The sequence below is a fragment of the Runella sp. MFBS21 genome (genome assembly GCF_029433105.1).
In the GTDB taxonomy this organism is placed as follows: Bacteria; Bacteroidota; Bacteroidia; order Cytophagales; family Spirosomataceae; genus Runella.
Genome location: NZ_JARNTW010000025.1, coordinates 23,440 through 46,121 on the forward strand (window position 1 = coordinate 23,440; position 22,682 = coordinate 46,121).

At 39.0% G+C, this 22,682-nt stretch carries 18 protein-coding genes; 13 read left to right on the forward strand and 5 right to left on the reverse strand.

The features are described 5' to 3' along the window. The first annotated feature begins 110 nt into the window (after positions 1 to 110). The 4 genes from P1X15_RS28550 to P1X15_RS28565 all read left to right on the forward strand — a co-directional run bounded on the left by P1X15_RS28550 (position 111) and on the right by P1X15_RS28565 (position 5,615). Entirely contained in the window at positions 111 to 1,529 is a 1,419-nt protein-coding gene (locus tag P1X15_RS28550; RefSeq protein WP_277341542.1) for a DUF4153 domain-containing protein, read from the forward strand. Between the two features lie 100 nt (positions 1,530 to 1,629). Further along, positions 1,630 to 3,369 carry a GMC family oxidoreductase gene (locus P1X15_RS28555; RefSeq protein WP_277341543.1) on the forward strand — a complete coding sequence of 580 codons (1,740 nt, stop codon included), beginning with the start codon at positions 1,630 to 1,632 and terminating at the stop codon, positions 3,367 to 3,369. A gap of 60 nt (positions 3,370 to 3,429) precedes the next feature. Further along, entirely contained in the window at positions 3,430 to 4,059 is a 630-nt protein-coding gene (locus tag P1X15_RS28560; protein ID WP_277341544.1) for a gluconate 2-dehydrogenase subunit 3 family protein, read from the forward strand. Between the two features lie 128 nt (positions 4,060 to 4,187). Then, complete coding sequence (locus P1X15_RS28565; protein WP_277341545.1) at positions 4,188 to 5,615, forward strand: T9SS type B sorting domain-containing protein; 1,428 nt, start codon at positions 4,188 to 4,190, stop codon at positions 5,613 to 5,615. Here P1X15_RS28565 and lpxK read toward each other — a convergent pair. Continuing rightward, positions 5,584 to 6,579 (reverse strand): tetraacyldisaccharide 4'-kinase, encoded by a 996-nt coding sequence (gene lpxK / locus P1X15_RS28570; protein ID WP_277341546.1) that lies wholly within the window; start codon positions 6,577 to 6,579, stop codon positions 5,584 to 5,586. The genes P1X15_RS28565 and lpxK overlap by 32 nt on opposite strands. A gap of 129 nt (positions 6,580 to 6,708) precedes the next feature. On the opposite strand from lpxK, the gene P1X15_RS28575 reads away from it, so the two are divergent. Next, positions 6,709 to 7,818, forward strand: a complete 1,110-nt coding sequence (locus P1X15_RS28575) for an o-succinylbenzoate synthase (protein ID WP_277341547.1) — start codon at positions 6,709 to 6,711, stop codon at positions 7,816 to 7,818. A gap of 99 nt (positions 7,819 to 7,917) precedes the next feature. Here the strand turns inward: P1X15_RS28575 and P1X15_RS28580 are convergent, their stop codons facing one another. After that, entirely contained in the window at positions 7,918 to 8,244 is a 327-nt protein-coding gene (locus tag P1X15_RS28580; protein WP_277341548.1) for a hypothetical protein, read from the reverse strand. 422 nt (positions 8,245 to 8,666) lie between these two features. Between P1X15_RS28580 and P1X15_RS28585 the strand changes: the two genes are divergently transcribed. The 3 genes from P1X15_RS28585 to P1X15_RS28595 all read left to right on the forward strand — a co-directional run bounded on the left by P1X15_RS28585 (position 8,667) and on the right by P1X15_RS28595 (position 10,725). After that, the gene (locus tag P1X15_RS28585) at positions 8,667 to 9,560 is read left to right on the forward strand and encodes an OmpA family protein (protein WP_277341549.1); all 894 of its coding nucleotides are present in this window, start codon (positions 8,667 to 8,669) and stop codon (positions 9,558 to 9,560) included. Between the two features lie 66 nt (positions 9,561 to 9,626). After that, complete coding sequence (locus P1X15_RS28590) at positions 9,627 to 10,160, forward strand: helix-hairpin-helix domain-containing protein (protein WP_277341550.1); 534 nt, start codon at positions 9,627 to 9,629, stop codon at positions 10,158 to 10,160. Between the two features lie 28 nt (positions 10,161 to 10,188). Next, positions 10,189 to 10,725, forward strand: coding sequence for a hypothetical protein (locus tag P1X15_RS28595; protein ID WP_277341551.1), 537 nt, complete (start codon positions 10,189 to 10,191; stop codon positions 10,723 to 10,725). Positions 10,726 to 10,794: 69 nt separating this feature from the next. On the opposite strand, the gene P1X15_RS28600 is transcribed toward P1X15_RS28595, so the two are convergent. The 3 genes from P1X15_RS28600 to P1X15_RS28610 all read right to left on the reverse strand — a co-directional run bounded on the left by P1X15_RS28600 (position 10,795) and on the right by P1X15_RS28610 (position 14,328). Further along, the gene (locus P1X15_RS28600; protein ID WP_277341552.1) at positions 10,795 to 12,069 is read right to left on the reverse strand and encodes a mandelate racemase/muconate lactonizing enzyme family protein; all 1,275 of its coding nucleotides are present in this window, start codon (positions 12,067 to 12,069) and stop codon (positions 10,795 to 10,797) included. Between the two features lie 59 nt (positions 12,070 to 12,128). Then, positions 12,129 to 13,061, reverse strand: a complete 933-nt coding sequence (locus P1X15_RS28605) for an RraA family protein (RefSeq protein WP_277341600.1) — start codon at positions 13,059 to 13,061, stop codon at positions 12,129 to 12,131. Between the two features lie 214 nt (positions 13,062 to 13,275). Further along, positions 13,276 to 14,328, reverse strand: coding sequence for a hypothetical protein (locus P1X15_RS28610; protein ID WP_277341553.1), 1,053 nt, complete (start codon positions 14,326 to 14,328; stop codon positions 13,276 to 13,278). Positions 14,329 to 14,931: 603 nt separating this feature from the next. Here P1X15_RS28610 and pgi point away from each other — a divergent pair. From pgi to P1X15_RS28635, 5 genes are all read left to right on the forward strand, one after another. Continuing rightward, a complete protein-coding gene (pgi, locus tag P1X15_RS28615; protein ID WP_277341554.1) occupies positions 14,932 to 16,581 on the forward strand; it encodes a glucose-6-phosphate isomerase in 1,650 nt (549 codons plus the stop codon). A gap of 108 nt (positions 16,582 to 16,689) precedes the next feature. Beyond that, on the forward strand, positions 16,690 to 17,955 hold the full coding sequence (locus tag P1X15_RS28620) for a DUF2201 family putative metallopeptidase (protein ID WP_277341555.1): 1,266 nt from the start codon (positions 16,690 to 16,692) through the stop codon (positions 17,953 to 17,955). 1 nt (position 17,956) lies between these two features. Next, entirely contained in the window at positions 17,957 to 19,057 is a 1,101-nt protein-coding gene (locus tag P1X15_RS28625; protein ID WP_277341556.1) for an ATP-binding protein, read from the forward strand. A gap of 39 nt (positions 19,058 to 19,096) precedes the next feature. After that, positions 19,097 to 21,460 (forward strand): leucine-rich repeat domain-containing protein, encoded by a 2,364-nt coding sequence (locus tag P1X15_RS28630; RefSeq protein ID WP_277341557.1) that lies wholly within the window; start codon positions 19,097 to 19,099, stop codon positions 21,458 to 21,460. A 52-nt stretch (positions 21,461 to 21,512) separates the two neighbouring features. Beyond that, on the forward strand, positions 21,513 to 22,667 hold the full coding sequence (locus P1X15_RS28635) for a helix-turn-helix transcriptional regulator (RefSeq protein WP_277341558.1): 1,155 nt from the start codon (positions 21,513 to 21,515) through the stop codon (positions 22,665 to 22,667). Positions 22,668 to 22,682 lie beyond the last annotated feature (15 nt).

Below are 22,682 nucleotides of genomic sequence, written 5' to 3' on the forward strand. Positions count from 1 at the left end.
GCGATTATCAGTTTTGTTGACGCAAATTTATTGAAAAAAGATTTGGAAGTGATGTTTTTGATTTATTTACTTTGTAATACAAAGTACTTTTAATTTAAAAATAACACAAAATGGACAAAAAACTATTGTTTTGGGGGTTGGCGGTAGGGATATACACCTACCTATTTTATGATCAACTGCATGGCTATAATGTAGTAGTATTTTCAGTGGTTATCATTGGTCTTATTATGGCAAGTCAGTCACATGTTAGGCAGAGCAAAGAATGGTGGCTAGGGTGTGCTACATACTTCGCTGCTTCTTTGGGCTTGGCTTGGCATACAAGTCCTTGGTTGCCAATGATGTATTGGATGAGTTTGCTGGTATTGGCTGGTCTCACGTATGCTCCTAAAAGTAGCCTATTAGTAGCATTTTGCAATGGCTTTCTTAATCTGATAGGAGTTAGTTTTTTTTGGAAAAGGAAGTATCTATTCCAAGGTTTTAAGCACTTTGTAGGCAATGGGAAACGGGTTTTAGGGCAAGCCAAGTACTCGTTGTATGTGATACCTTTTTCGGTGACCGCTTTTTTTTATTTACTTTATTGTTGGGCCAATCCTGAGTTTGGAATTGAATTACCAACCTTTGAGCTGGAGGTAGATTTTTTATTAATCGGCTATATTTTATGTATCATGATAAGCTTATGTGGTCTGTTTTATCCGGTTGGAGAGTCGATACTTACGCAACGGGATATTGCTCATTCAGATAGTGTGGAGCGCATCAGAGAAAATCGGCCAAACATTAAAATGCTAGCTCTTGCGTATCAAAACAAGGAAGGTGTTATCTCATTTGTCATGCTTAATTTTCTGATTAGTATATTTTTGGTATTTAATTTGCTTCAAATTTTGGTTCCGGGGTTTTATCCTTCCTCCAAAGATTTTTCGGGACAATTGCACGAAGGCTTTAATGCATTGATTATAAGTATCCTATTTGCTATCGGACTAATCATGTACTATTTTAAGGGGAATCTAAATTTTTACTCAAAAAATAAACTTTTAATCCGACTGGCAGTAATTTGGATTGTCTTGAACGCATGTTTGGGAATACTTACTTTTTATAAAAATACAGTGTATATTCAGTCTTTTGGTTTAACTTTTAAAAAAGTAGGGGTGCATTTAGGATTATTACTGACGCTTGGGGGGCTGATTCTAACGTATGTTAAAATTAAATACCGACGTTCTAACATGTTTTTGTGGCGTCGAAACTTATGGATGGTGTACATCGTGACAGTCACAATGGGGCTCGTCGATTGGAGTCGTTTTATGACTTGGTACAATATAAATTATGCCAAACATTTAGATTTGATGTATATTTCAACCCTCGAACCTAGCAGGCTGCCGTATTTGAAGATGCTTATAGAGCAAAAAGATAGCAGAGTAGCAGGTAGGGAGAAACACCTTTTGGAAGAGATTAAATATTGGAAATCTACACATAAGCTACAGCCCGATTGGCGTTCTCGCTGCTGGGATGTAGAGTGGCTCCGAAAAACTTTATGATTACGAATAGCCTTGATAAAAAATTATACAGTATTTGTAAAAGGCGAAATCCTTTATAGAATTAAACAAAAATTTTAAAAACCCTTTTGTTTCTACGTATATGAGTTTCCAAATCAAAGAACAACCCACCGTCTATGATGTTTGTATTGTAGGGTCAGGTGCTGGTGGTGGTATGGCGGCCAAAGTATTGGCTGAATCGGGTGCGAAAGTTGCCTTGATTGAAGCAGGGCCTTGGTACGATCCCGCCGACCCAAAGTATATTACTCAACTCAAAAACCCTTGGGAGTCGCCTCGTCGTGGTGCAAGTACGCATCGTCCTTTTGGGGATTTTGATGCTGCTTGGGGGGGCTGGGATATTGAAGGAGAGCCATATACGCGCAAAAGCGGCACTCAATTTGACTGGTTTCGTTCGCGGATGCTAGGTGGACGTACCAATCACTGGGGACGGATTTCGCTGCGTTTTGGTCCTTTAGATTTTAAGCGTAAAGATGTAGATGGGCTTGGTGACAACTGGCCTATCAGCTATGATGATGTAAAACCTTACTATGATAAAGTAGACAGACTTGTGGGTGTTTTTGGAAGTGTAGAAAACATTCCAAACGAACCCGACGGTATATTTTTGCCGCCCCCCAAGCCTCGTTTGCATGAGTTGATGCTAAAGCAGGCAGGTAAAAAAGTCAACATTCCTATTATCCCGTCGCGCTTATCGATTTTGACCAAGCCTATCAACAATGAGCGTGGTTCATGTTTCTATTGCTCTCAGTGTAGTCGTGGATGCCAAGCTTATGCCGACTTTTCTTCTTCGTCAGTATTGGTAAAACCTGCCGTAAAGACTGGTAACGTAAAAGTCTTTACTAATGCAATGGCTCGTGAGGTCATTACCAACGAAAACGGCGAAGCTACGGGAGTATCTTACGTAGACAAAAACAATCTTCAAGAGTATACTGTTCGCGCTAAAGTAGTTGTGCTTGCCGCAAGTGCTTGCGAGTCAGCGCGTTTGTTGATGAATTCAAAGTCGTCAAGACATACCAAAGGGCTAGGTAATTCAAGCGGTGTACTTGGTAAATACCTCCACGATTCGACAGGTGCAGGACGTAGTGCTTTTTTGCCTCATTTGGTAGATCGTAAGCGCTATAATGAAGACGGAGTAGGAGGGATGCACGTTTATACGCCTTGGTGGCTCAACGACAAAAAACTTGACTTCCCACGCGGGTACCACATCGAGTATGGCGGAGGCATGGGAATGCCAGGCTATGGTTTTGGATTTGGTATGGAAAATATGAACGGAAAGTATCCTGGCAAAGACGGCAAAATGAAACAGGCAGGAGGATACGGACTTTCATTGAAAGAAGATTACCGTTATTTCTACGGGGCCAATTTTGGGATGGCAGGCCGTGGAGAGGCAATTGCCCGTGAAGACAACTTCTGCGAAATAGACCCTAATGTGGTAGACAAATACGGTATTCCTGTATTACGCTTCCAATACACATGGTCGGAGCACGAAATCAAGCAGGCCAAGCACATGCAAGATACCTTTGAGGAAATCATCACTGCTATGGGGGGGATTCCTAATGGCTCAAAACCTGGCCCCGAAACCAACTACGGATTAGCGGCGCCAGGTCGTATTATCCACGAAGTAGGAACTACTCGTATGGGAGATGACCCAAGCAAATCTGTTACTAATCGATACAGTCAGTTGCATGATGCACGCAATGTATTTGTGGTAGATGCAGGTACATTCGTGTCACAGGCCGATAAAAACCCTACATGGACGATTTTGGCACTTTCAATGCGTGCTTCAGAATACATTATTGACCAAAGAAAGAAAGGGAATTTATAATTGGAGTGTGGTGGTAAGTATTTATGGATGTTTGCTACCCACCATTTAATCGCTACAAAAATGAAACGCAGAGATACCTTAAAAGCATTGTCACTCGGTACCCTTACGGCTACCATCGCTGGTACAGAAGCGCAGGCAGATGTACCCAAAAAAGCAGTAGCACCCCCTTCACTTTCTGACTTTAAAAACGGCAAAAGTGCAGCAGAACTTGCTAGAGATGCTAAACTTGCAGCTACGGTCTTTTTTACTCCGCACGAGATGCAGACGATTCGGGTACTGGCCGATTTCATCATTCCGGCCGATGGCCAATTTGGTGGAGCAACGGAAGCTAAAGTTGCCGAATTTATCGAATTTATCGTTAAAGATATGCCGCAGCATCAAACTCCCATGCGTGGTGGGTTGAGCTGGTTGGATAACCAATGCCTCAAACAGTTTGGAAAGAAATTTGTAGCTTGTCCTAAAGCCCAACAAATACAAATGCTCGACCAAATTGCTTATCCAGCTCAAGCCAAACCAGAAATGAGCCAGGGAGTATCGTTTTTTAACCTAATGCGAAACTTAACCGCAACGGGATATTTTACTACTGAAGTGGGATTTAAATATTTGGGATATGTAGGAAACCGCCCTAATGCTTGGGATGGCGTACCTGAGGACGTTTTGAAAAAATATGGATTAAGTTACGATTCTTAGATTTTTTGAAGAAATACTAGTAATTTTCGATAGCGGGTGCAATTTTTGTCCCGCTATTTTGTTATTTTTACGAATAAAGGATAAAGTGAATGCGATTTTTGAGGAAGATTTATCGTAAAAAAACTCTATTGTTCGTACCACCTTTTTTGTTTTGTTCAGAAAAGTGGCTGTTGTTGTTTTTTGTGTTTAATGGTGTAAGTTTGTTCACTTCTGCCCAAACACCCGCTGATAATCAATGTGTTGGGAATGGTATTTTACCGGGTGTTATCAAAGTTTTGAACCCGGTGGGATGTGCTCCGCATCAAATAATAGATACCCAATCGCCAACAGGGTTGACCAACGTTCGGTATATTTTTGATTACAAAGGCGGTGATCCTTCTGGTTATACTTCTACTACTGATGCTTCTTTTAATTATACGAAGGCTGGTAGTTATGTTGTAATGAAACTATCAGAAAATGCTCAAGGACAACCCCAAAGAGCTTGTACGACGATTACGGTGCAAGACCCCACTCCTCCCGAATTTACGGTAGTACCTTGCCCAGACGGCAACGTCACGCTCACAATCACCAACCATGATATTCCACAATATGAAGAATATGTGATTGAATGGGGCGACGGCAATGCGTCTATTATCAATAGATTAAATTTGTCGGCACCGCATCAGTATGCCAATTTTGAAACAAAATCGGTTACCGTCCAGGGGAAACATAAAACTAGCAACTGTGGAGGGAAAACTACTCGTACCATTTCTTTAAATGTAGCAACTGTTCCGGCAAAAATTACGAAGCTTGAAATACTAGATGCTACTACTGGAGAGTTAACAATCTCTAATCCTAATCAATTTGAGCTTACGCTCTACCGCCAAAATGGCCTTACAACTTTTCAGAATACAGGGATTGTTGTCAGAAGTGAAGAAGAAAAAGTGAAAATAACGGTTGATACCAATCGAATATTTTGCTACAAATTTCGCCCTACCGAAAACTGTATTGCTTCACTTGAGTCAAATATTTTGTGTACCACTTTTCTGAAAGTAGTTCCAAGCTCTACTTACAATACTATCAATATTGCTCCTTATATTTATCCCGCAGAAATAACAAAAAGAACAGTTACTAAAAACAATGCCTTGTGGTGGGCACCTACTCAGACGGTGTGGTCTAAAGATGACCCCGAGGCACAATGTGGAGAACAAGCTTGTTATCGATTACAACTCAGTACAAAAGACGGGGAAATCTTATCGAATGAAATATGTGTCAATCCGCCTGCTGCTTTATGTGCTTCTTTAGCAGGAGTCTTTGTTCCCGACGCCTTTACCCCCAATGGAGACGGAATCAATGATGTTTTTGAAATCAAAACTGAGGCAGAAGGCGAGTCTGAAATTTTTATTTATGATCGCTGGGGGAATATTATCTTTGAAACTACACCTAACGTCCGCTATTGGAACGGTAAACTCAATGGCCAACCAGCTCCGAATGGACCTTATTTTTATAAGGTGATTGTGAGTGATAAAGTGGGTAGAAGTTTTATTAAACGTGGAACTGTCGCGCTGCTTCGTTAAGAATAAAGTTGTCAAAATCGGACGTGTCAAATTTTACTTTAATGGGCCAGTAAAAGAACTTGCCAGCTTCTGTTTTTATGTTTTCTACCAAAGGCTGTAGCTTCACCCAGTCTTTTTCGGTTGTTAGAATCGGATAACCCTGCTTAATGATTTTTTGGAGGTCATCGTTGGAGAAAGAATGATGGTCACCAAAAGCCGTGTGTCCCATTATTTGGAAATGCTCTTTGGCTGCTTCTTCAAAAATATGAGGTTGTGCAATTCCCGACACAAGCCAAAATTGGTTAGGGAAAGCATAAGCTGTATTAGGAATATAAGCAGTAGGAAGACCGTATTCGAAAGTAGAAAAAAATACAGGCGTATCGCTGCCTGCGTAGTGCTTTACCGAAGTTGTGATGAGCGTTTTTTGGGTAGCTTCCAAGGTAGCAGGGCATTTTGTGATGACGACTGCATCGGCTCTTTTAGCACCAGCGCGTGATTCTCTCAATAAACCACTTGGAAGGAGAAAATCTTGGTAGAATAATCGTCCGTAGTCGCTCAATAACAAATTGAGGTGAGGAGTGATAGCGCGGTGCTGAAAGGCATCGTCTAGCAATATGATTTGAGGAGAAGGTTTTTCTTGTTGAATAAGTTGTAGACCCACAGCTCGTTTTTCGCATACATATACAGGTATCTGTTGCCCAAATCGTCGATAAATTTGGAGGGGCTCATCGCCAATTTCGGCAGCACTTGATTGGGGAGAGGCTTTGAGATAGCCTTTAGAATCTCTTCCATAGCCCCTGCTGAGGATTGCCAAAGTATAAAGAGGTTTTAAAAGAGTCGTAATGTATTCGATGTGGGGTGTTTTGCCAGTTCCACCAACCGTCAAATTACCCACATTGATGCTAAAGGTGACTGATTGGTATGTTTTTTTTAATCCAGAGTCGTATCCATAATTTCGTAATGATGTGATTGAACAATACAACAAGCTGAAAGGGCTTAACAATAGCCTAATACCTTTTGATAAATTTCTTAACATTTTCTTAAAGTGACTTAAGCAAAGTAAGGTAATTTTCTCTAAATTGTGCACCATATTACCCCAAACAGTATATTTCTAATGTCATTACAGGTTCATTATCAACCGTATAAGCTAAATTTTCGCTTTGAAGCAGGAACTTCTCGCGGTGTCTTGAGCGAAAAAGTATCTTGGTTGATTAAAATCTATGACGATAGTGAGCCTTCATTGGTGGGATTGGGTGAATGCGGTCCTTTGGCAGGACTGAGCATCGATGATCGTCCAGATTTTGAAGAAACTTTACAGTCTATATGTCAAAGTTTCAATCAATTGGATTTAGAGTTATACAGTTGGAATATTCCTATTATTTTAGAACAACTTATTGGTAATCAGTGGCCCTCTATTCGATTTGGATTTGAGTCAGCCATGTTAGATTACCTCAATGGTTGCAAAAGTGTGCTTTTCTCAAATGATTTTGTAGCTAGTCGCCGTCGCATTCCTATCAATGGACTGATATGGATGGGGACTAATGAGTTTATGCTACAGCAGATTGAAGAAAAAATTACGGCCGGATTTGATACGCTTAAACTGAAAATTGGAGCGCTTGATTTTGAACAAGAACGGTCAATTTTGAAACATATACGCAGCCATTTTGGAGCCCATGAAATCAGCATTAGAGTAGACGCAAACGGTGCATTTCAACCCTTCGAAGCGAAGGAGAAACTCCAAAAGTTGGCAGAATTTGAAATACATTCTATCGAACAGCCCATAAAATCTAAACAATTGGCCTTTATGGCGGAGCTTTGCGAAACATCTCCTATCCCAATAGCTTTAGACGAAGAATTGATCGGAACTTTTGATTATGCAGAAAAGCGCCGCCTCTTAAAAAGTCTCAAACCTCAATATATTATTCTTAAACCTACGCTTTTAGGTGGGTTTGAGCTTACCCGCGAATGGATCGAGACCGCTCAACGTCTTGATATCGGATGGTGGATTACTTCTGCCTTGGAATCGAATGTGGGGCTCAATGCCATTGCTCAGTTTACGGCTGAGTTTGACAATCAACTGCCACAAGGCTTAGGAACTGGACAACTTTATCATAATAATATCCCGAGCCCATTGGTGATTGAAAAAGGACAGTTATACCATGATGCTTTTTCTTCGTGGGATTTCAGTGTGTTGAATGCTACTCGTATCTCTACTACCGCCTGAATCCTAATAAGTTGCTAATGAGCTAGATACTTGTATTGGTTTTTTACAATAAAAAAAGGTCACTTGTAAAAGTGACCTTGGGGAATTGATTTTATCAGATTATTTGTCAGCGCGACGAACCTCACCAGCGGGCTTTACTTCAGCTTTGGGGGCATCTACACCATTGTTTTTTACAAAAACTTCTTTCTCATTGATCAATTGAGGAATTTCTACGTTTTGATCAACTGTAGGGAGAGAAGCGATAAGACGCAGGTCGTTGATTGAAAACAAAGGAGCTGGTTCTGTATTAGTATCTTGGGTTGGGAGTGCTTCCAACATTTCTTTTACAATCTGAGATTGAGTGCGGATGCTCTTTCCATCTTGAGCTACTGCAATATGTCCAAGTGATAAAACACTTAAGGCGGCTGTGATTACTAACGTTTTCATAATGGTTACTTTGATTTAATTGTCTTTTGTTGTGGCTGTTATTTGTTTTTAACAATGCAAATTTCGGACTTAGTTGTTTATTAGAGAAGTGAAAATGGATGAACGGGCGTTTTTTGATATAAGTGGCGGCAAATATTATATTGATTCGGAATATTATTTTGATATTTATCCTTTTGTTTGATATTAAATCAATTTTATTATATAATTAATCGGTTTTGTTATATAATTAACAAAATTTTATTTTGTGTAAAAATATTTATTTTTTTGTGGTAGACCTTCAAATAAAACAATTTTTGGCAATCGCTTTCCAGCGTTTTTTTTTAGAAATAAAAACTTCTTAAAGCCTAATGAGAGACTTATTTGAAATTTTAACGTCATAAATACCAATAACTTCTTTTTGTTTACTCAATTATAAACTCCTTATGCTATCTGGAATCAAAACATTAGCTTGGATTGCGCTTATTGGTTGGATAGGCGGCTCTACTTACTGGCACGTTTGTAAGATTAAGCAACTCTGTGAAGGACCGACAGCAGCGGTATCTTCTTCCCCCGTAGAGTATACCGTGCCAGCTCTTAACATCGTCGACGGGACAAACTTAAATTTGACATCTGCGTTGAATTTTGGGTTTAAAAAATCATTGGTAGAGCCCAACTACTTGAATGTTAAGAAAGAACTCGACTCGTTGGCGGCCTATCTTAAACAAAACCCTCAACGTAAACTTTCTATTGTGGGGTTGTACTCTTCGATAGAGCAAAATCCTTCCTCTTTTGCGGACTTGGGACTGGCGCGTGCCGATGCTCTCAAACAATATTTGCTAGCGGCGGGGGTACCTTCGGGGCAATTGACTACTGAGAGTAAACAAGTGGATTTAACGTTTAGCCTTGAGGATTCGACGCATGGTATGGAGTTCAAATTTGATAGTTTGATAATGCCTAAAACCGAAGAAGAGCTAGCGGCATCCGAAAAATATGAAGGCGTTTTCAAGCCTCTTGATTTGTATTTTAAAACGGGAAGTGCTTCTTATATTAAGACAGAAGCCAATCAGCAGTTTGTGAACGAAGCTAAACAATACTTAGCAAGTCACAAGGACAAAAAATTGATATTGACTGGTCATACTGATGACGTTGGACCAGATGATGTCAACATGAAACTTTCGAAAAATCGCGCAGAGGAAGTAAAAGCTGTTTTTGTGAAAAACGGTATTACAGCTGATCAACTTGTAACTGATGCCAAAGGTGAAACCCAGCCTAAATCATCCAATAGCACTCCTGAAGGCCGTAAAGCAAACCGTCGGGTGTCAATTGTAGTACAATAGTTGCGCGTAGCTATTGACAAGTGTTTTTTTTAATATGTTAAAAACTCTTCAACTCCCTTAATTCATATGTATGAACATTTCAATCCCTTTGGACTAGCTGATGCTTGGTGGCAGCAAATTCTTATGCTGGTGATTGCCAGTATATTAGGTTTTATTATTGGTTATATTAGTAAAGTGAGAGAAATCGATGATTTAGAAAATGAGCTGGCAGAATTGGATGCCGCCGTTGACGATTGTCATAGTCGAACTCGTAAAATTCTGGAAACACCCGTCATTTCTGAAGAAAAGTCTCTTGCGGTTCCTTTAGCGGTAGCAGTACCAGTCACTGTAGCGGACTTAAAAATAGATGATTTGAAAATTGTGGAAGGGATTGGACCTAAAATCGAAAAGTTGCTTAATGAGGCTGGTATCAACACATTTGATGATTTAGCCAATACTTCTCCTGATCGTATCAAAGATATTTTGACCACGGCAGGGAGCAGATTCCAGATGCATGAGCCCTCTACTTGGCCGGAGCAAGCTGCTTATGCGCGTGACGAAAAATGGGAAGAGTTGAAAGTATGGCAAGAACAACTCAAAGGTGGTAGGACAAATCAATAAGATAAAGTAAAAAATCCGTCAAGACAACATGATTATTTTAGATATAACTCCGCTTAGTCAAAATTTTTGGGTAGCCTTGCTAGAAGCGTTGGCCTTGCTATCATTTTTTGCGTATTTAGGATGGTGGATTGCTCGCCGTATTTTTTCGGCTCAGCTTGCGCAACTTCACGTTGATATCCATAATCGTAGAGTGGATTTGGACAATTGCCACAAAAAAAGCACCTTGTCAGAAGATTCAAAACTAGTCCAAGTACATGCTACTTCTCAAAGGGCAGCTATAGTGGATATGCCAGTGCTGATTGAAGAAGTCGCGGATGATTTAAAAATCATAGAAGGGATAGGACCCAAAATAGAAGAAATACTTAATGCAGAAGGGGTGAAGACTTTTGCTAGGCTAGCCGCTACTTCTGCCGTGAATCTAAAGGAATGGTTAGAGGCAAAAGGCCCTAGATTTCAAATGCATGATCCAACCACATGGCCTGAGCAGGCCGCTCTAGCCCGAGATGGTAAATGGGAGGAGCTCAAAAAATGGCAAGATGAATTAAATAAAGGCCGACTTCAGTAAGCCGAAGCCACAAACTTAAAAACGCCCCTCTATACGAATCGTGGAGGGGCGTTTGTTTTGGTAGATTTGTTATTCAAAAAAAGGTACTCCGGGAGGAGCGTATTTTTTCATACCTTCCTCGTTGATTTCGACCCCAATTCCTGGTTTTTCAGATAGCTTGATAAAGCCATTTTCAACCATAGGCCCCTCAAAAGTCACGATTTCTTTAAACATGGGATCTTTTTGAAAATAAATTTGCCATTCAAGTATCATAAAATTAGGAACGGAGGCACACACATGGCAAGCAGCCATGGCCCCTAAATAAGACGCCACCATGTGTGGCGCAAAAGGTACATAATATAGGTTGGCCAAATTGGCGATTCGCTGCCCTTCTCCCAATCCCCCCGCTTTTTGTAAGTCTGGCATGATGATATCTACCGCTCCAATTTCGAGCAATCTTCTAAAACCGTGCGCTAAATAATGATTTTCACCCGCACAAATGGGGGTAGTAGTGGAGTCGGCAATGATTTTATAAGCTTCGGGGTTTTCGGCAGGAATAGGCTCCTCTAACCACATAAGTTTCAGAGGCTCCATCATCTTGGCTACTTGTTGCCCCGTCACCATGTCGTATCGGCCATGCATGTCGGCACAGATGTCAATATTAGGGCCTACTGCTTGACGCGCAGCGGCCATTTGGTCGTACATCCGTTGAAGTTCGGCGGGGCTTGCTGTCCAGTTGTAGGCATCATACTTATTGGGATCTTTGGCTTGATCCAAATCAAATTTCACCGCCGAAAAGCCCAGTTTTTTAGCTTCAAGCGCTGCGTCAGCAAAATCTTGCGGTTTGGGGAGATTATTTTGATAAAGTGCCGTATCACAATAAACCCTGATTTTGTCCCTAAATTTACCTCCTAGAAGTTGATAAACAGGAAGCCCTAAAGCTTTGCCCGTGAGATCCCAAAGGGCTGATTCTACGGCTGTAAGGACGGCAATGTACATTCCTGATTGAGCGCCTTCAAAAAAACCAGAACGGCGAATATCTTCAAAAAGGCGATTGACATTCAAGGGGCTTTTGCCTTTGATACGCTGTCCAAACATTTTTACTAAATGATAAGTGCCGGGCGTTGCATCTACGCCTTCGCCGTGGCCGATGATGCCTTGGTTGGTGTAGATTTTGACAAACAAGCTATGACCACCACGGATATAGCCGCATTTGATGTCGGTAATTTTGAGGTCAGAGGGGGCTGAAGATAAAGGTGCGCGTTCAACGGCGGTCTCAAGACCTTGGCCGAAACTATGAATAGTAGAAAGCCCAAAAGCACTCGCTAAAGCGCTTTTGGTAAGAAATTTACGGCGGGAGTTCATTCAATCAAAGGTTAAAAAAGTGAAACGAAGTTGAGTTAGAAATTTGGCAAAACTTAAAATTACCAAGTCCTTTTCTTTAAGTATTCTTGGATTTGTTCTTTCGGAACGGGGAGTTCATTGATATGGGCATTGAGCCATTGCGAAAAATCTTTTTCGATTTCGGGAGTCCAGCGGTTGTCAATCTGCCCGGCGGTATATTTTTGCTGTCGGAGGCGCTCGTGCCCAAACATGTCTCGTAAGCGTACGATTTCGGAAGTAGTGACTACTTTTTCGGTCAAATGAGGCGGAATAAACGTCACAGCGCCATCGCGGCCAAGTACCACATCTCCTGGCATGACCATCACTTTGCCTATTCGGGTAGGATGATTGATCGCTACTAAAGTAGTGTTGAGTTCACCGTCGGGATTGTTGAGATGGTGTGAAGGGTGGTAGCTACGAAAAAAGGAAGTAAATCCCCCGATTTCTTTCAAACCTGCTATATCTCTAATAGCACCTTCATACACGATACCATTGCCAGATTTGGCATAGATAGAATTGCCAAGGTTGTCGCCAATAGTAGGACCATTTTCGTGAGCCCCAAACTGATCTACCACATATACATCTCCTCTGACGAGCATGTCGATGGGCCAAGCGTTTTGGGACTTAATACGCCCGTCCTTTTCATGGCCTTTTTTGTCAATGACGCGGTGGACATCGGGTCGCCCTGGCATAAAGGTAGCGGTCAAGGCTCTGCCTACCAGCACACTGTCGGGGTTGATACATTGCCATCCTTCGGCATATTGAAATTTGTAGTTTTCTCCTTTCATTACCGCCCAAGCTTCTTCATGAGTAACAAGTCTCATGCGTTTTAGGAGTGCATCTGATACCTTGGGGCGTCCGTCGGGAAACCTTTCTCCCTTCCATTCAGGAGTCAAAAACAATAATTCTTCTTTCGAAATTTGTTGGGAAAAAACAGGGGAGTAGAACTGAAGCAAAGCCCCAAAGAGGCTCATCACAATGAGACGTTTCATGATTAAAGATAGGTTAATTCGATAAGTTAGTTTGTCATTCAAAGTCACTTATCAAACTTATATACTTAATCATAGAAAGTGTATGATTATATGTCGATGCCCATTAAGTTTTTGACTTTAATAAGCATCGACGTTTTGGTTTTATACCACTCCTCAGAGGAACAAGCGATTGCTTGAGTAGGGGCAAGTAGTGTTGTTAATCTACCCAATCAGCAATGAATAAATTGGTATCGCGCGAGCCAGGTGCGTTTCCTCGGTTTGAACTAAAAATCAGTTTTTTGCCATCATATGAAAACATAGGAAAAGCATTAAAGATACTATTGTTGGTAATGCGTTCGACACCTGTACCGTCGAGGTTGATGGTATAAAGCTGAAAATCATAGCCTCGCTGCGAATGGTGGTTGGAAGAAAAAATGATCTTGTCGCCTTTGGGTGTGAAATAAGGCGCCCAATTGGCCTTACCGAGTTTGGTAATTTGCTTCAAATCCGAACCATCTACGTTGCATACATAAATCTCCATGTCGGTAGGAGCCACAAGGCCCATTGAAAGTAGTTTTTTATACTCGGCAATTTCTTCGGGAGATTTGGGGCGAGAAGCTCTAAAAACAAGTTTTTTGCCATCCGGTGAGAAAAAAGCACCTCCGTCGTAGCCCAATTCATTCGTAATTCGCTTTACGTTTTTGCCGTCTATATCCATTATATACAAGTCAAGGTCGCCATCACGAGTAGAAGTAAACACGATTTTGTCTCCCTTAGGTGAAATAGTAGCTTCGGCATCGTAGCCTTTTTCGGTGGTGAGTTGTTTAACTACTTTTCCTTTCATATCCGACACAAAAATGTCGTACGTGTCATAAATAGCCCATAGATATTTGTTCAAATAGGGCTTGGCAGGAGGGGGGCAAGAGTCGCTTCCAAGGTGGGTACTTGCAAAGAGGATGTGTTTGTTGTCGGGCATGAAATAAGAGCAAGTAGTGCGACCTTTGCCCGTGCTGATAAAGGGAGGTCGTTCGTCAGGATTTTTGAGTCCTTTGTTGACATCCAAATAAAAAATTTGATCGCACTGTAATCCCCATTTAGGATTGTTGGACTGAAAGCTTACGTATTGGTTGTTGAAGCTGAAATATGCTTCGGCATTGTCGCCGCCAAAAGTAAGTTGTTTGATATTTTTGAGATGTTTCTCATCGGGCGTTTGAGCGGTTGTATATCCTACTGAAAGCAGCAGAATAGCAACTAAAATATTGATTTTCATAGGAATTAAAAAAGTTTTTTATGGTGCGCAAATAAAAGTCAGAAAGGGCTAATTTTAAAGGATTTTGGTCTTTTTTATATGCAATTTGACATACTTGATAAGAGCAGCAAAAAAATAATGGATATTTTTTGTTTGTATTTAATCTAAATAAGGTAATTTTGCGTTTATAAAAGAAACACTAACATAGTAATGACCCCCATCGAAGTACCTGCTTGTTCTTTTGTTGAAACCGAAGAGAAGTTTTTTACTCCTAATGCTTTTCTTGGTTGTGCCTTTGCGTGTGAGCTCAAAAAATGTTGCAAAGCGTACAAAAAGAAAGGTAAACACTGCAAAAAATGTCCTAAAAGAGAAGATTAGTGTTTTTTAGGTACCTTCGAGTAGTTTAATTAAATCTTCCCTATTGTTTGGCTAAAGAAAAGTGGCTTTTATAAAGCTATGTAATAAACTCTTTTTGGAAAGCAGATATTAATTCTGTTTTCATTTGCTTATACATAAATAGCAAAAACCCCACAAATTCGCCCTTAAATACACTTTATTGGACTAAAACATGCAGAAAGCCGTCGAAAATCCTACTTTTGCATGTTCATAAAAATCCTATTAAAGATGTTACAAGCCATTCCTTTTGACCAGACGGCTGCTTACCGCAAACTTAAAACGCATCACAAAAGCCTAAGCAAGAAGCACATGAAAGAGCTTTTTGCAGAAGACCCCAATCGTTTCAAAAAATTTTCATTGCGTTTGGGAGATATTGTGGTCGATTATTCCAAAAACCGCATCAATGGCCGTACCATTGCCTATCTATGTGATTTGGCGCGTGAGTGTCAGCTTTCTGATGCTATCGAGAAGATGTTTACGGGCGATAAAATAAACGCTACCGAAAATCGTGCCGTATTACACACTGCTCTTCGCAATCGTTCTAATACGCCTGTTGTTGTAGATGGTAAAGACGTAATGCCGGATGTGAATGAAGTGTTGGAAAAGATGAAAGGGTTTTCGGAGAAAATCCGTAGCGGCGAATGGAAAGGTTTTTCGGGCAAAAAAATCACTGATTTAGTAAATATCGGTATCGGGGGGTCAGATTTAGGCCCAGTGATGGTAACAGAAGCATTGAAGTCCTACGGAAAAAAAGGGCTGAATGTGCATTTTGTTTCAAATGTGGACGGAACTCATATCGCCGAAACCTTGGCGACGCTCAATCCTGAGACCACCCTTTTTATGATTGCTTCCAAAACCTTCACTACTCAAGAGACCATGGCCAATGCCCTGTCTGCGCGGCGGTGGTTTTTGGAAACAGCCAAGGAAAGTTCCCATGTAGCCAAGCACTTTGTGGCAATTTCGACCAATCGCTCCGAAGTAGAAAAATTTGGTATCGACCCCGAAAATATGTTTGGTTTTTGGGATTGGGTAGGAGGGCGTTACTCTTTATGGTCGGCGATTGGCTTGTCGATTGCGTGCTTTATCGGTTTCCAAAACTTCGAACAGCTTTTGGCTGGTGCGCACGATATGGACAATCATTTCCAATCGGCTCGTTTTGAGAAAAACATTCCAGTAATATTGGCTTTGTTGGGTATTTGGTACAACAATTTCTTTGATGCTGATACCCACGCTATTTTACCTTACGACCAGTATTTACATCGTTTTGCGGCTTATTTCCAACAAGGAGATATGGAATCAAACGGCAAGTATATAAGCAGAAACGGCGAAAAAGTAAATTATCAGACTGGACCCATCATTTGGGGAGAGCCTGGTACCAATGGTCAGCACGCTTTTTATCAGTTGATTCACCAAGGTACCAAATTGATTCCCGCCGATTTTATCGCGCCAGCTTTGAGTCATAATCCTATCGGTGAGCACCATAAGATGTTGCTTTCTAATTTCTTTGCCCAAACCGAAGCTCTCATGAACGGCAAAACCTACGAAGAAGCGGCTGGTGAATTAGCAAAGGCTGGAAAATCTGCCGAAGAAATAGCTGCTTTGGCTCCTTTCAAGGTTTTTGAAGGTAATCGCCCTACCAACTCTATTTTGGTGAAGAAAGTCACGCCACGGGTATTGGGGAGCTTGATTGCCATGTACGAACACAAAATCTTCGTGCAGGGTGTGATATGGAATATCTTTAGTTTTGACCAATGGGGCGTAGAACTTGGCAAACAACTTGCCAATCAAATCTATCCCGAACTTCAAAATGACTGGCCTATCGATGCTCATGATAGCAGTACCAACGGCTTGATTAATCAATACAAGCGTTGGCGGTAATCTTAGTTATAATGAATAAATATCTAAGTGACTTAAAGCTTTTTCTAGTCACTTAGATATTTCCCAAACTAACCTCTATCATAAGGGGTTGCTTTTTAGATAATTATCATGGTCTCTTCTTCTGCTATTATTCTAGAACAAGTTTCAAAAACAACCATTCAATTGATTTTAAGGGAACCATTCTATGGCCACTTTTTTACAGGTATTATCAGAGAGGTATCTTCCTACGTACCCACTATGGCGATAGGAACTACGTCTAACAGAATGCTACAACTTTACATTAATCCACAATTTTGGGAATATGAACTAGATACGCCAGAGCTTAGATATGGATTGTTGAAGCATGAGATTCTTCACATAGTGTTAAAACATATTTTTCAAATTGGAAAGTACTCCAATAAGAAGATATTTAATATCGCTGCCGATATAGTAGTAAATCAATATATAGAAAAAAAACAATTACCAGAGGGCGCCGTGTTGATAAGTGATTTTTCGAGTTTATCATTGGAGTTGAATAAAGACGTAGGGTACTATTATGAAAAATTGATAAAGGAATGGAATGATATTGGGAGTTTTTTAGGTGTAGAAAGCAATGCTTACGAAAAACTACCAAGCCAACAGAAGAAATTTGTTGATTTAATGAATAAAGGTGGATGGCAGTTTGAAATGCACGACTCATGGATAACAGATTTACAAAAGCTGCCGGAATCAGACAAGAAAATAATTGAAAGGTTACTGATAAAAATCATTGACACTTCTGTTAAAAGAGTAGGTCCAAAATATATAGGAACTCTTCCTGCTGGAGTACAATATCAAATAGAACAAATTATGGAATCTATGGCTCCTTCTTTTGATTGGAAGAGAGCTTTAAGGATATTTGCTGGAAATAGTACTCGTACCTATATCAAAAATACAATTAGTAAGCCCTCTAAGAGATATGGTAGTGTACCAGGGATTAAAATCAAAAATAGAAAGAAAATTTTAGTAGCCATTGATACTTCAAGGAGTATTGATTTAGAAGAGTTAATGGAATTTTTTAGTGAACTTTATTATATTTGGAGGCAAAAAACGGAAATATGTGTGGTTGAGTGTGATACAAAAATACATAATACTTATATGTATAAAGGCCAACTACCTAATACAGTTCATGGAAGAGGAGGTACTAACTTTAATGAGCCTATTGCTTATGCAAATGAGAAATATATAGCTGACGCAATTATATATTTTACTGATGGATTTGGGAATACTCCAGTTGTTAAAAATAGAAAACCTATTATGTGGGTAATAAGCTCTAAAGGGATAAATAACACAAATGTACTTTGGGACTCATTAAGTGGACAAAAAATAAAAATTCACAAAAAAATATCAATTTAGTATGCATAGCTATACATTTTATGGAACAAAAACAAAAGCTGATGAAGTAATCCAGTTTGTGAACCATGTTTTAACAGTAAATTTAGAACTTGAAAAACAAAATAGGAAAAAAACACCAGTTTGTATATGGGGGCGTCATGGTATTGGCAAAACTGAAATTGTAGAAGCTATTGCCAAAGAACGAAATTTTGATTTTGCTTATATTGCCCCTGCTCAATTTGAAGAAATGGGAGATTTGTTAGGGATGCCAAGTGTTGAGAATGGCCGTACGGTGTTTCGTTCGCCAGAATGGGTTCCAACAGAGGCGGGGCCAGGCATCCTTCTTATTGATGACGTGAATAGGGCTGATGAACGTATATTGAGAGGAATTATGCAATTGCTTCAAAATTTTGAGTTGGTAAGTTGGAAGCTCCCTCCTTTGTGGCAAATAATTCTTACTGCCAATCCAGACGGCGGAGACTATTCGGTAACTCCAATGGATGATGCAATGCTGACTCGAATGCTTCATATCTCTTTGGAGTTTGATGTGAAAGAATGGGCTAAATGGGCTGAAAAATCAAAAATTGATCCCAGAGGGATAAACTTTGTACTGTTGTATCCCGAAATTGTAACAGGGAATCGCACAACTCCACGTACATTAGTCCAATTTTTTGACACTATAAAAGACATAGATGATTTATATGAAAACCTTCCATTAGTTCAGCTTCTTGCCGATTCTTGCCTTGATACTAACACAGTTACATCTTTTATCAATTTTGTAAATAATAACCTAGGTGAACTAATTAGCCCCGAAGAAATATTGAATGCTAAAAACTTTGAACGTGTAGTTTTATCACCTCTTAAAGAAATAATATTTAAAGAAACTATTCGTGTTGATATTATTGCTACAATATGCACTAGATTGATTAACTATTTGACTATAAATAATCTAAAACTCACCAAAGAACAATTAGAGAATGTAAAATCTTTTATCAAAATGGAGTTTATTCCAAATGATATTCGATTGACAATGGCACAAGACTTAGTCGCTTTTGGTAATCCCTCATTGAAAATGATATTAACTGACCCAGAAATATCAAAATTTATTTTAAGAAAAATGTAATTTTTGAAGACAAAATTTAATGCTAAACCTGCAATAATTATGGAATACATAGATACACGTATGGTGATTGAAAATGTTAATGAATATGATTTAGAAAAGTTGAAAGCAGCTACTGAGTTATCAATAACGGATGTTCGGTGCAATATGGACGATATTGAAAGTTTATTGATAGAATGTGAAAGTGAAAACTTGAAAGAACTCACTATTTCTAACCATAACTTAGAGAATTTACCAAGGAATTTATCTAAATTGAAATCAATTCAAACTCTTTCACTAGGATTAACAAAATTAACATCATTGGGAGTTAGAATTCTTCCTAGTAATATTAGGTATCTTAACGTGTTTTCTTCCTTATTGGAGTATATTTCTGAAGAAAATATAGATCATTTAGAAAACTTGTATTCGCTTAACATAAATGCTCCAATTAAAGAAGTTGGAGGTATAAGTAAGCTGTGCAAATTGTCGTTTATTTCATTAAAAAATACAGAAATTGAAAGCATTTCTTCTGCATGCCTTTCGAGAGATATTTCTACATTAGAGCTTTTCGAAAATAGTAAATTAAAATTTGTTGATGTAGAATATTTTAAAAAAATGAACTTTTTTAATCTTGAAAATAACTTTAATGAACTTAGAGTGCTTGGTTTGAAAGAATGTAAATCTTTAAGATATTTGGATATGTCAAATATAAAATATTTTCCTGAAAACTTAGAATATTGCCTGAAGCTTAGAGTATTTAGATTGAAAAATAGCATTATTGAAGAATGGCCAAATTTGAAAGATGTACTTTGGCGAGTTTCTGATTTGAGCATAAATGGGACAAATTTAAAAAAACTTTCAGATGACTGGTCATTGTTTTCGAATCTTGAATTCCTGAACTTAGAAAATAATCAGATTGAAGATTTTACGTTTCTTCAATTTGTTCCTCCGCTGAAATCATCTTTCAATATAAAAGGTAATCCAATGAAAGATGAACTTTTTATGCTTGAAATAAAAAAAACATTGTTATGTTGGGGATTATTTGCTTTTAAAGCATTGGATAGTCATGAAATTTCATTGTTTATGAGTGCCCTAGCTAAGAGTGGTTTGAGTAGAGAAGACAAAGAATGGTTTTTTTATACTATTAAGGATAATTTGCCCAATGATATAATTAAGGAGTGGCCTTTGTTTCGCTTGTTACAAGGTTTGAATGTACCATTTAAAGTGATTGCTGATACGACCCTTTCTCGTTTACAGGAATTGGAATTAAATAAAAAAAGTTATGAGTCTTTTACCAAAGGAAGTGTTTGCTTTTTAGATGGAAATTTTGTTGAAAATAAAAATGAAATAAAGGATAAGTTGAATGTACTAGGAATTTCTCTTTCTCGTGTACTCAATGAAAAGGTTACTCACGTTGTTTTAGGGAAAAAGCCGAAGCAGGCTCTAGAGTATTATAATAAATCTGAGTTTAATTTTATTTTAGAACATCAATTATATCAAGTTATTAAGAAAGTTGGGGAAGAGGATATGTTTTTAATTCAAGAAGCTTCAGAAGGAGAGACCGTGATGCAAGAAGGAGTTAAGCAACTTTTAAGGAGTACGGACCCAACTTCTGTGAATTTAGGTATAGAAATGCTTAAATCTGGTGGTTTTACAGATGAAATATTGGAAGAGTTTTTAGTGTTAAGTAAAACTTTTGATGATTCAAAGGTGAGAGCAGATATAAGAAAACTGCTAGAGAAACAAGGTGTAAATCAATGGTTTGGGATACTAAAAGACAAACACACCTTTGCTGGTATTCAGAATATTGAAGAAAGTGATATAAGGTGGAAATTAGAAAAAATGCTCAAATTTGTAAGTGAAGAAGAAGTTTATCAATTTGCGAAGCTATTGATGAAATATTGTTATAAAGGTTTTGCATTTGTTTTAGGAAATTATCCGCTGAATAGTGAACATAGAAAGCATGCACTTTTAAGCCTTACCAAAGGCAATCATCTGGACTTTCATAGTGGCGTTGGGTATCCCCCGAATCGAGACCATTTGGGGAGTGGACAGCCACGAATAAACATTGAATTTCCTTCAGACCATCCCAATCTTAAACAAATTACTAAAATAGATATGCATGATTGTAAATTTTCGTCTTTGTCAGAGAATATTGTTTTGTTTGAGAATATAGAAGAATTAGACCTTTCTTATAACTATCTAAAGTCATTGCCTTTGGAAATTAGTAACTTATCTAAGTTAAGAATTTTAAATTTATCGTTTAATTCAATTACTAAATTCCCAACCGCATTGGAAAAGCTAGATAGCTTAGAAGTATTGGATTTAAGGTGTAGTGATTATTTTAGTTTTAATCCAAGAAAAAAAGATATTAAAATACCAAGTAGTTTTACTGAAAAATTGCCGAATTGTAAGGTGCTGTTATAAGTGCCTAGTGATAAGATATTAACTATTTCTGCCTTGGTGTACCCTTCCCTTTATGCCTCCACGCATTGATATTTTTGCGATTGTGATTTTGTTGGGTGTCGTACAAGGCATCTTATTGGGAGGGCTTTTTCTCACCGGTACTAGAGCCACTTCTGTGGCCAATCGTACTTTGGGGTGGATTATGTGGGCTTATTCAGCGGCTATTTTTGAGATATTTTTGTGCTATACCAACTATCAATTTCAGACGCTGTGGGCCGATAACTTTGCCGAACCCACCAACTTCCTATTGGCGGTATTGCCTTATTTTTTTGTACATGCCCGCTTACATGGGCGATTGCCCAAGCACTGGCAATGGCATCTACTTCCGTTTGGGTTTTGGTGTCTCTACTCGATTTTTTGGCAATACCAGTCTTACGATTATAAATACAACTCTTACATTACGGCTTGGCATCCAGAGCTATCCTACCGCCCATTTACTTATTGGATTCCAGAAGACCCTTTGTACCTGCGCGACCACGTCAATGACCTAACTCTCTTTAGTATCTTGATTTATATTGGGTTGAGTTTGAAAGAAGTATATTTATCGTTCAAAAAAAATCAACTACCTTTTTTTACCAGGCAAACAGCGGTTCCTCTTACGCAAGTACGCAATTATGTTTTTCTTTTTTGCCTTTTTCCAATGGTCTTTGTAGGAGTCAAACTTAGTTTTCAGAAAGATTTGGGAGACTATTTACTGGGAAGCTTAGTGACTTTTTACATCTATGCTACAAGCTATCTTACATTGAGTCATTCGGTGTTGTTTCAGGTGGAGAATACGGTAGAAAACCGAAAAAAATATGAAAAGTCTTCGTTGTCAGAGGATAATGGTGAAGTGATTTTGCAAAAACTACAGACCTATCTCCAAACCCAAAAACCTTATCTCGAAAACGACCTAACGTTGCCGAAATTGGCTCAGCGATTATCGGTATCTCAGCATCATTTATCGCAGGTACTCAACGACCGCCTTGGACAAAGTTTTTTTGATTTGATGGCAAAGTGCCGAGTAGAAGAAGCCCAAAAGCTGCTAACAGATGGGGCACATATGCATCTTAAAATTGACGAAATTGCGGAGCAAGTAGGGTATAATTCTACTTCGGCATTTCATACGGCTTTTAAGCGAATTACGGGACAAACGCCCGCCCAATACCGTGCCAAATTCCTGAATTGAGAACTCTAATCTTTC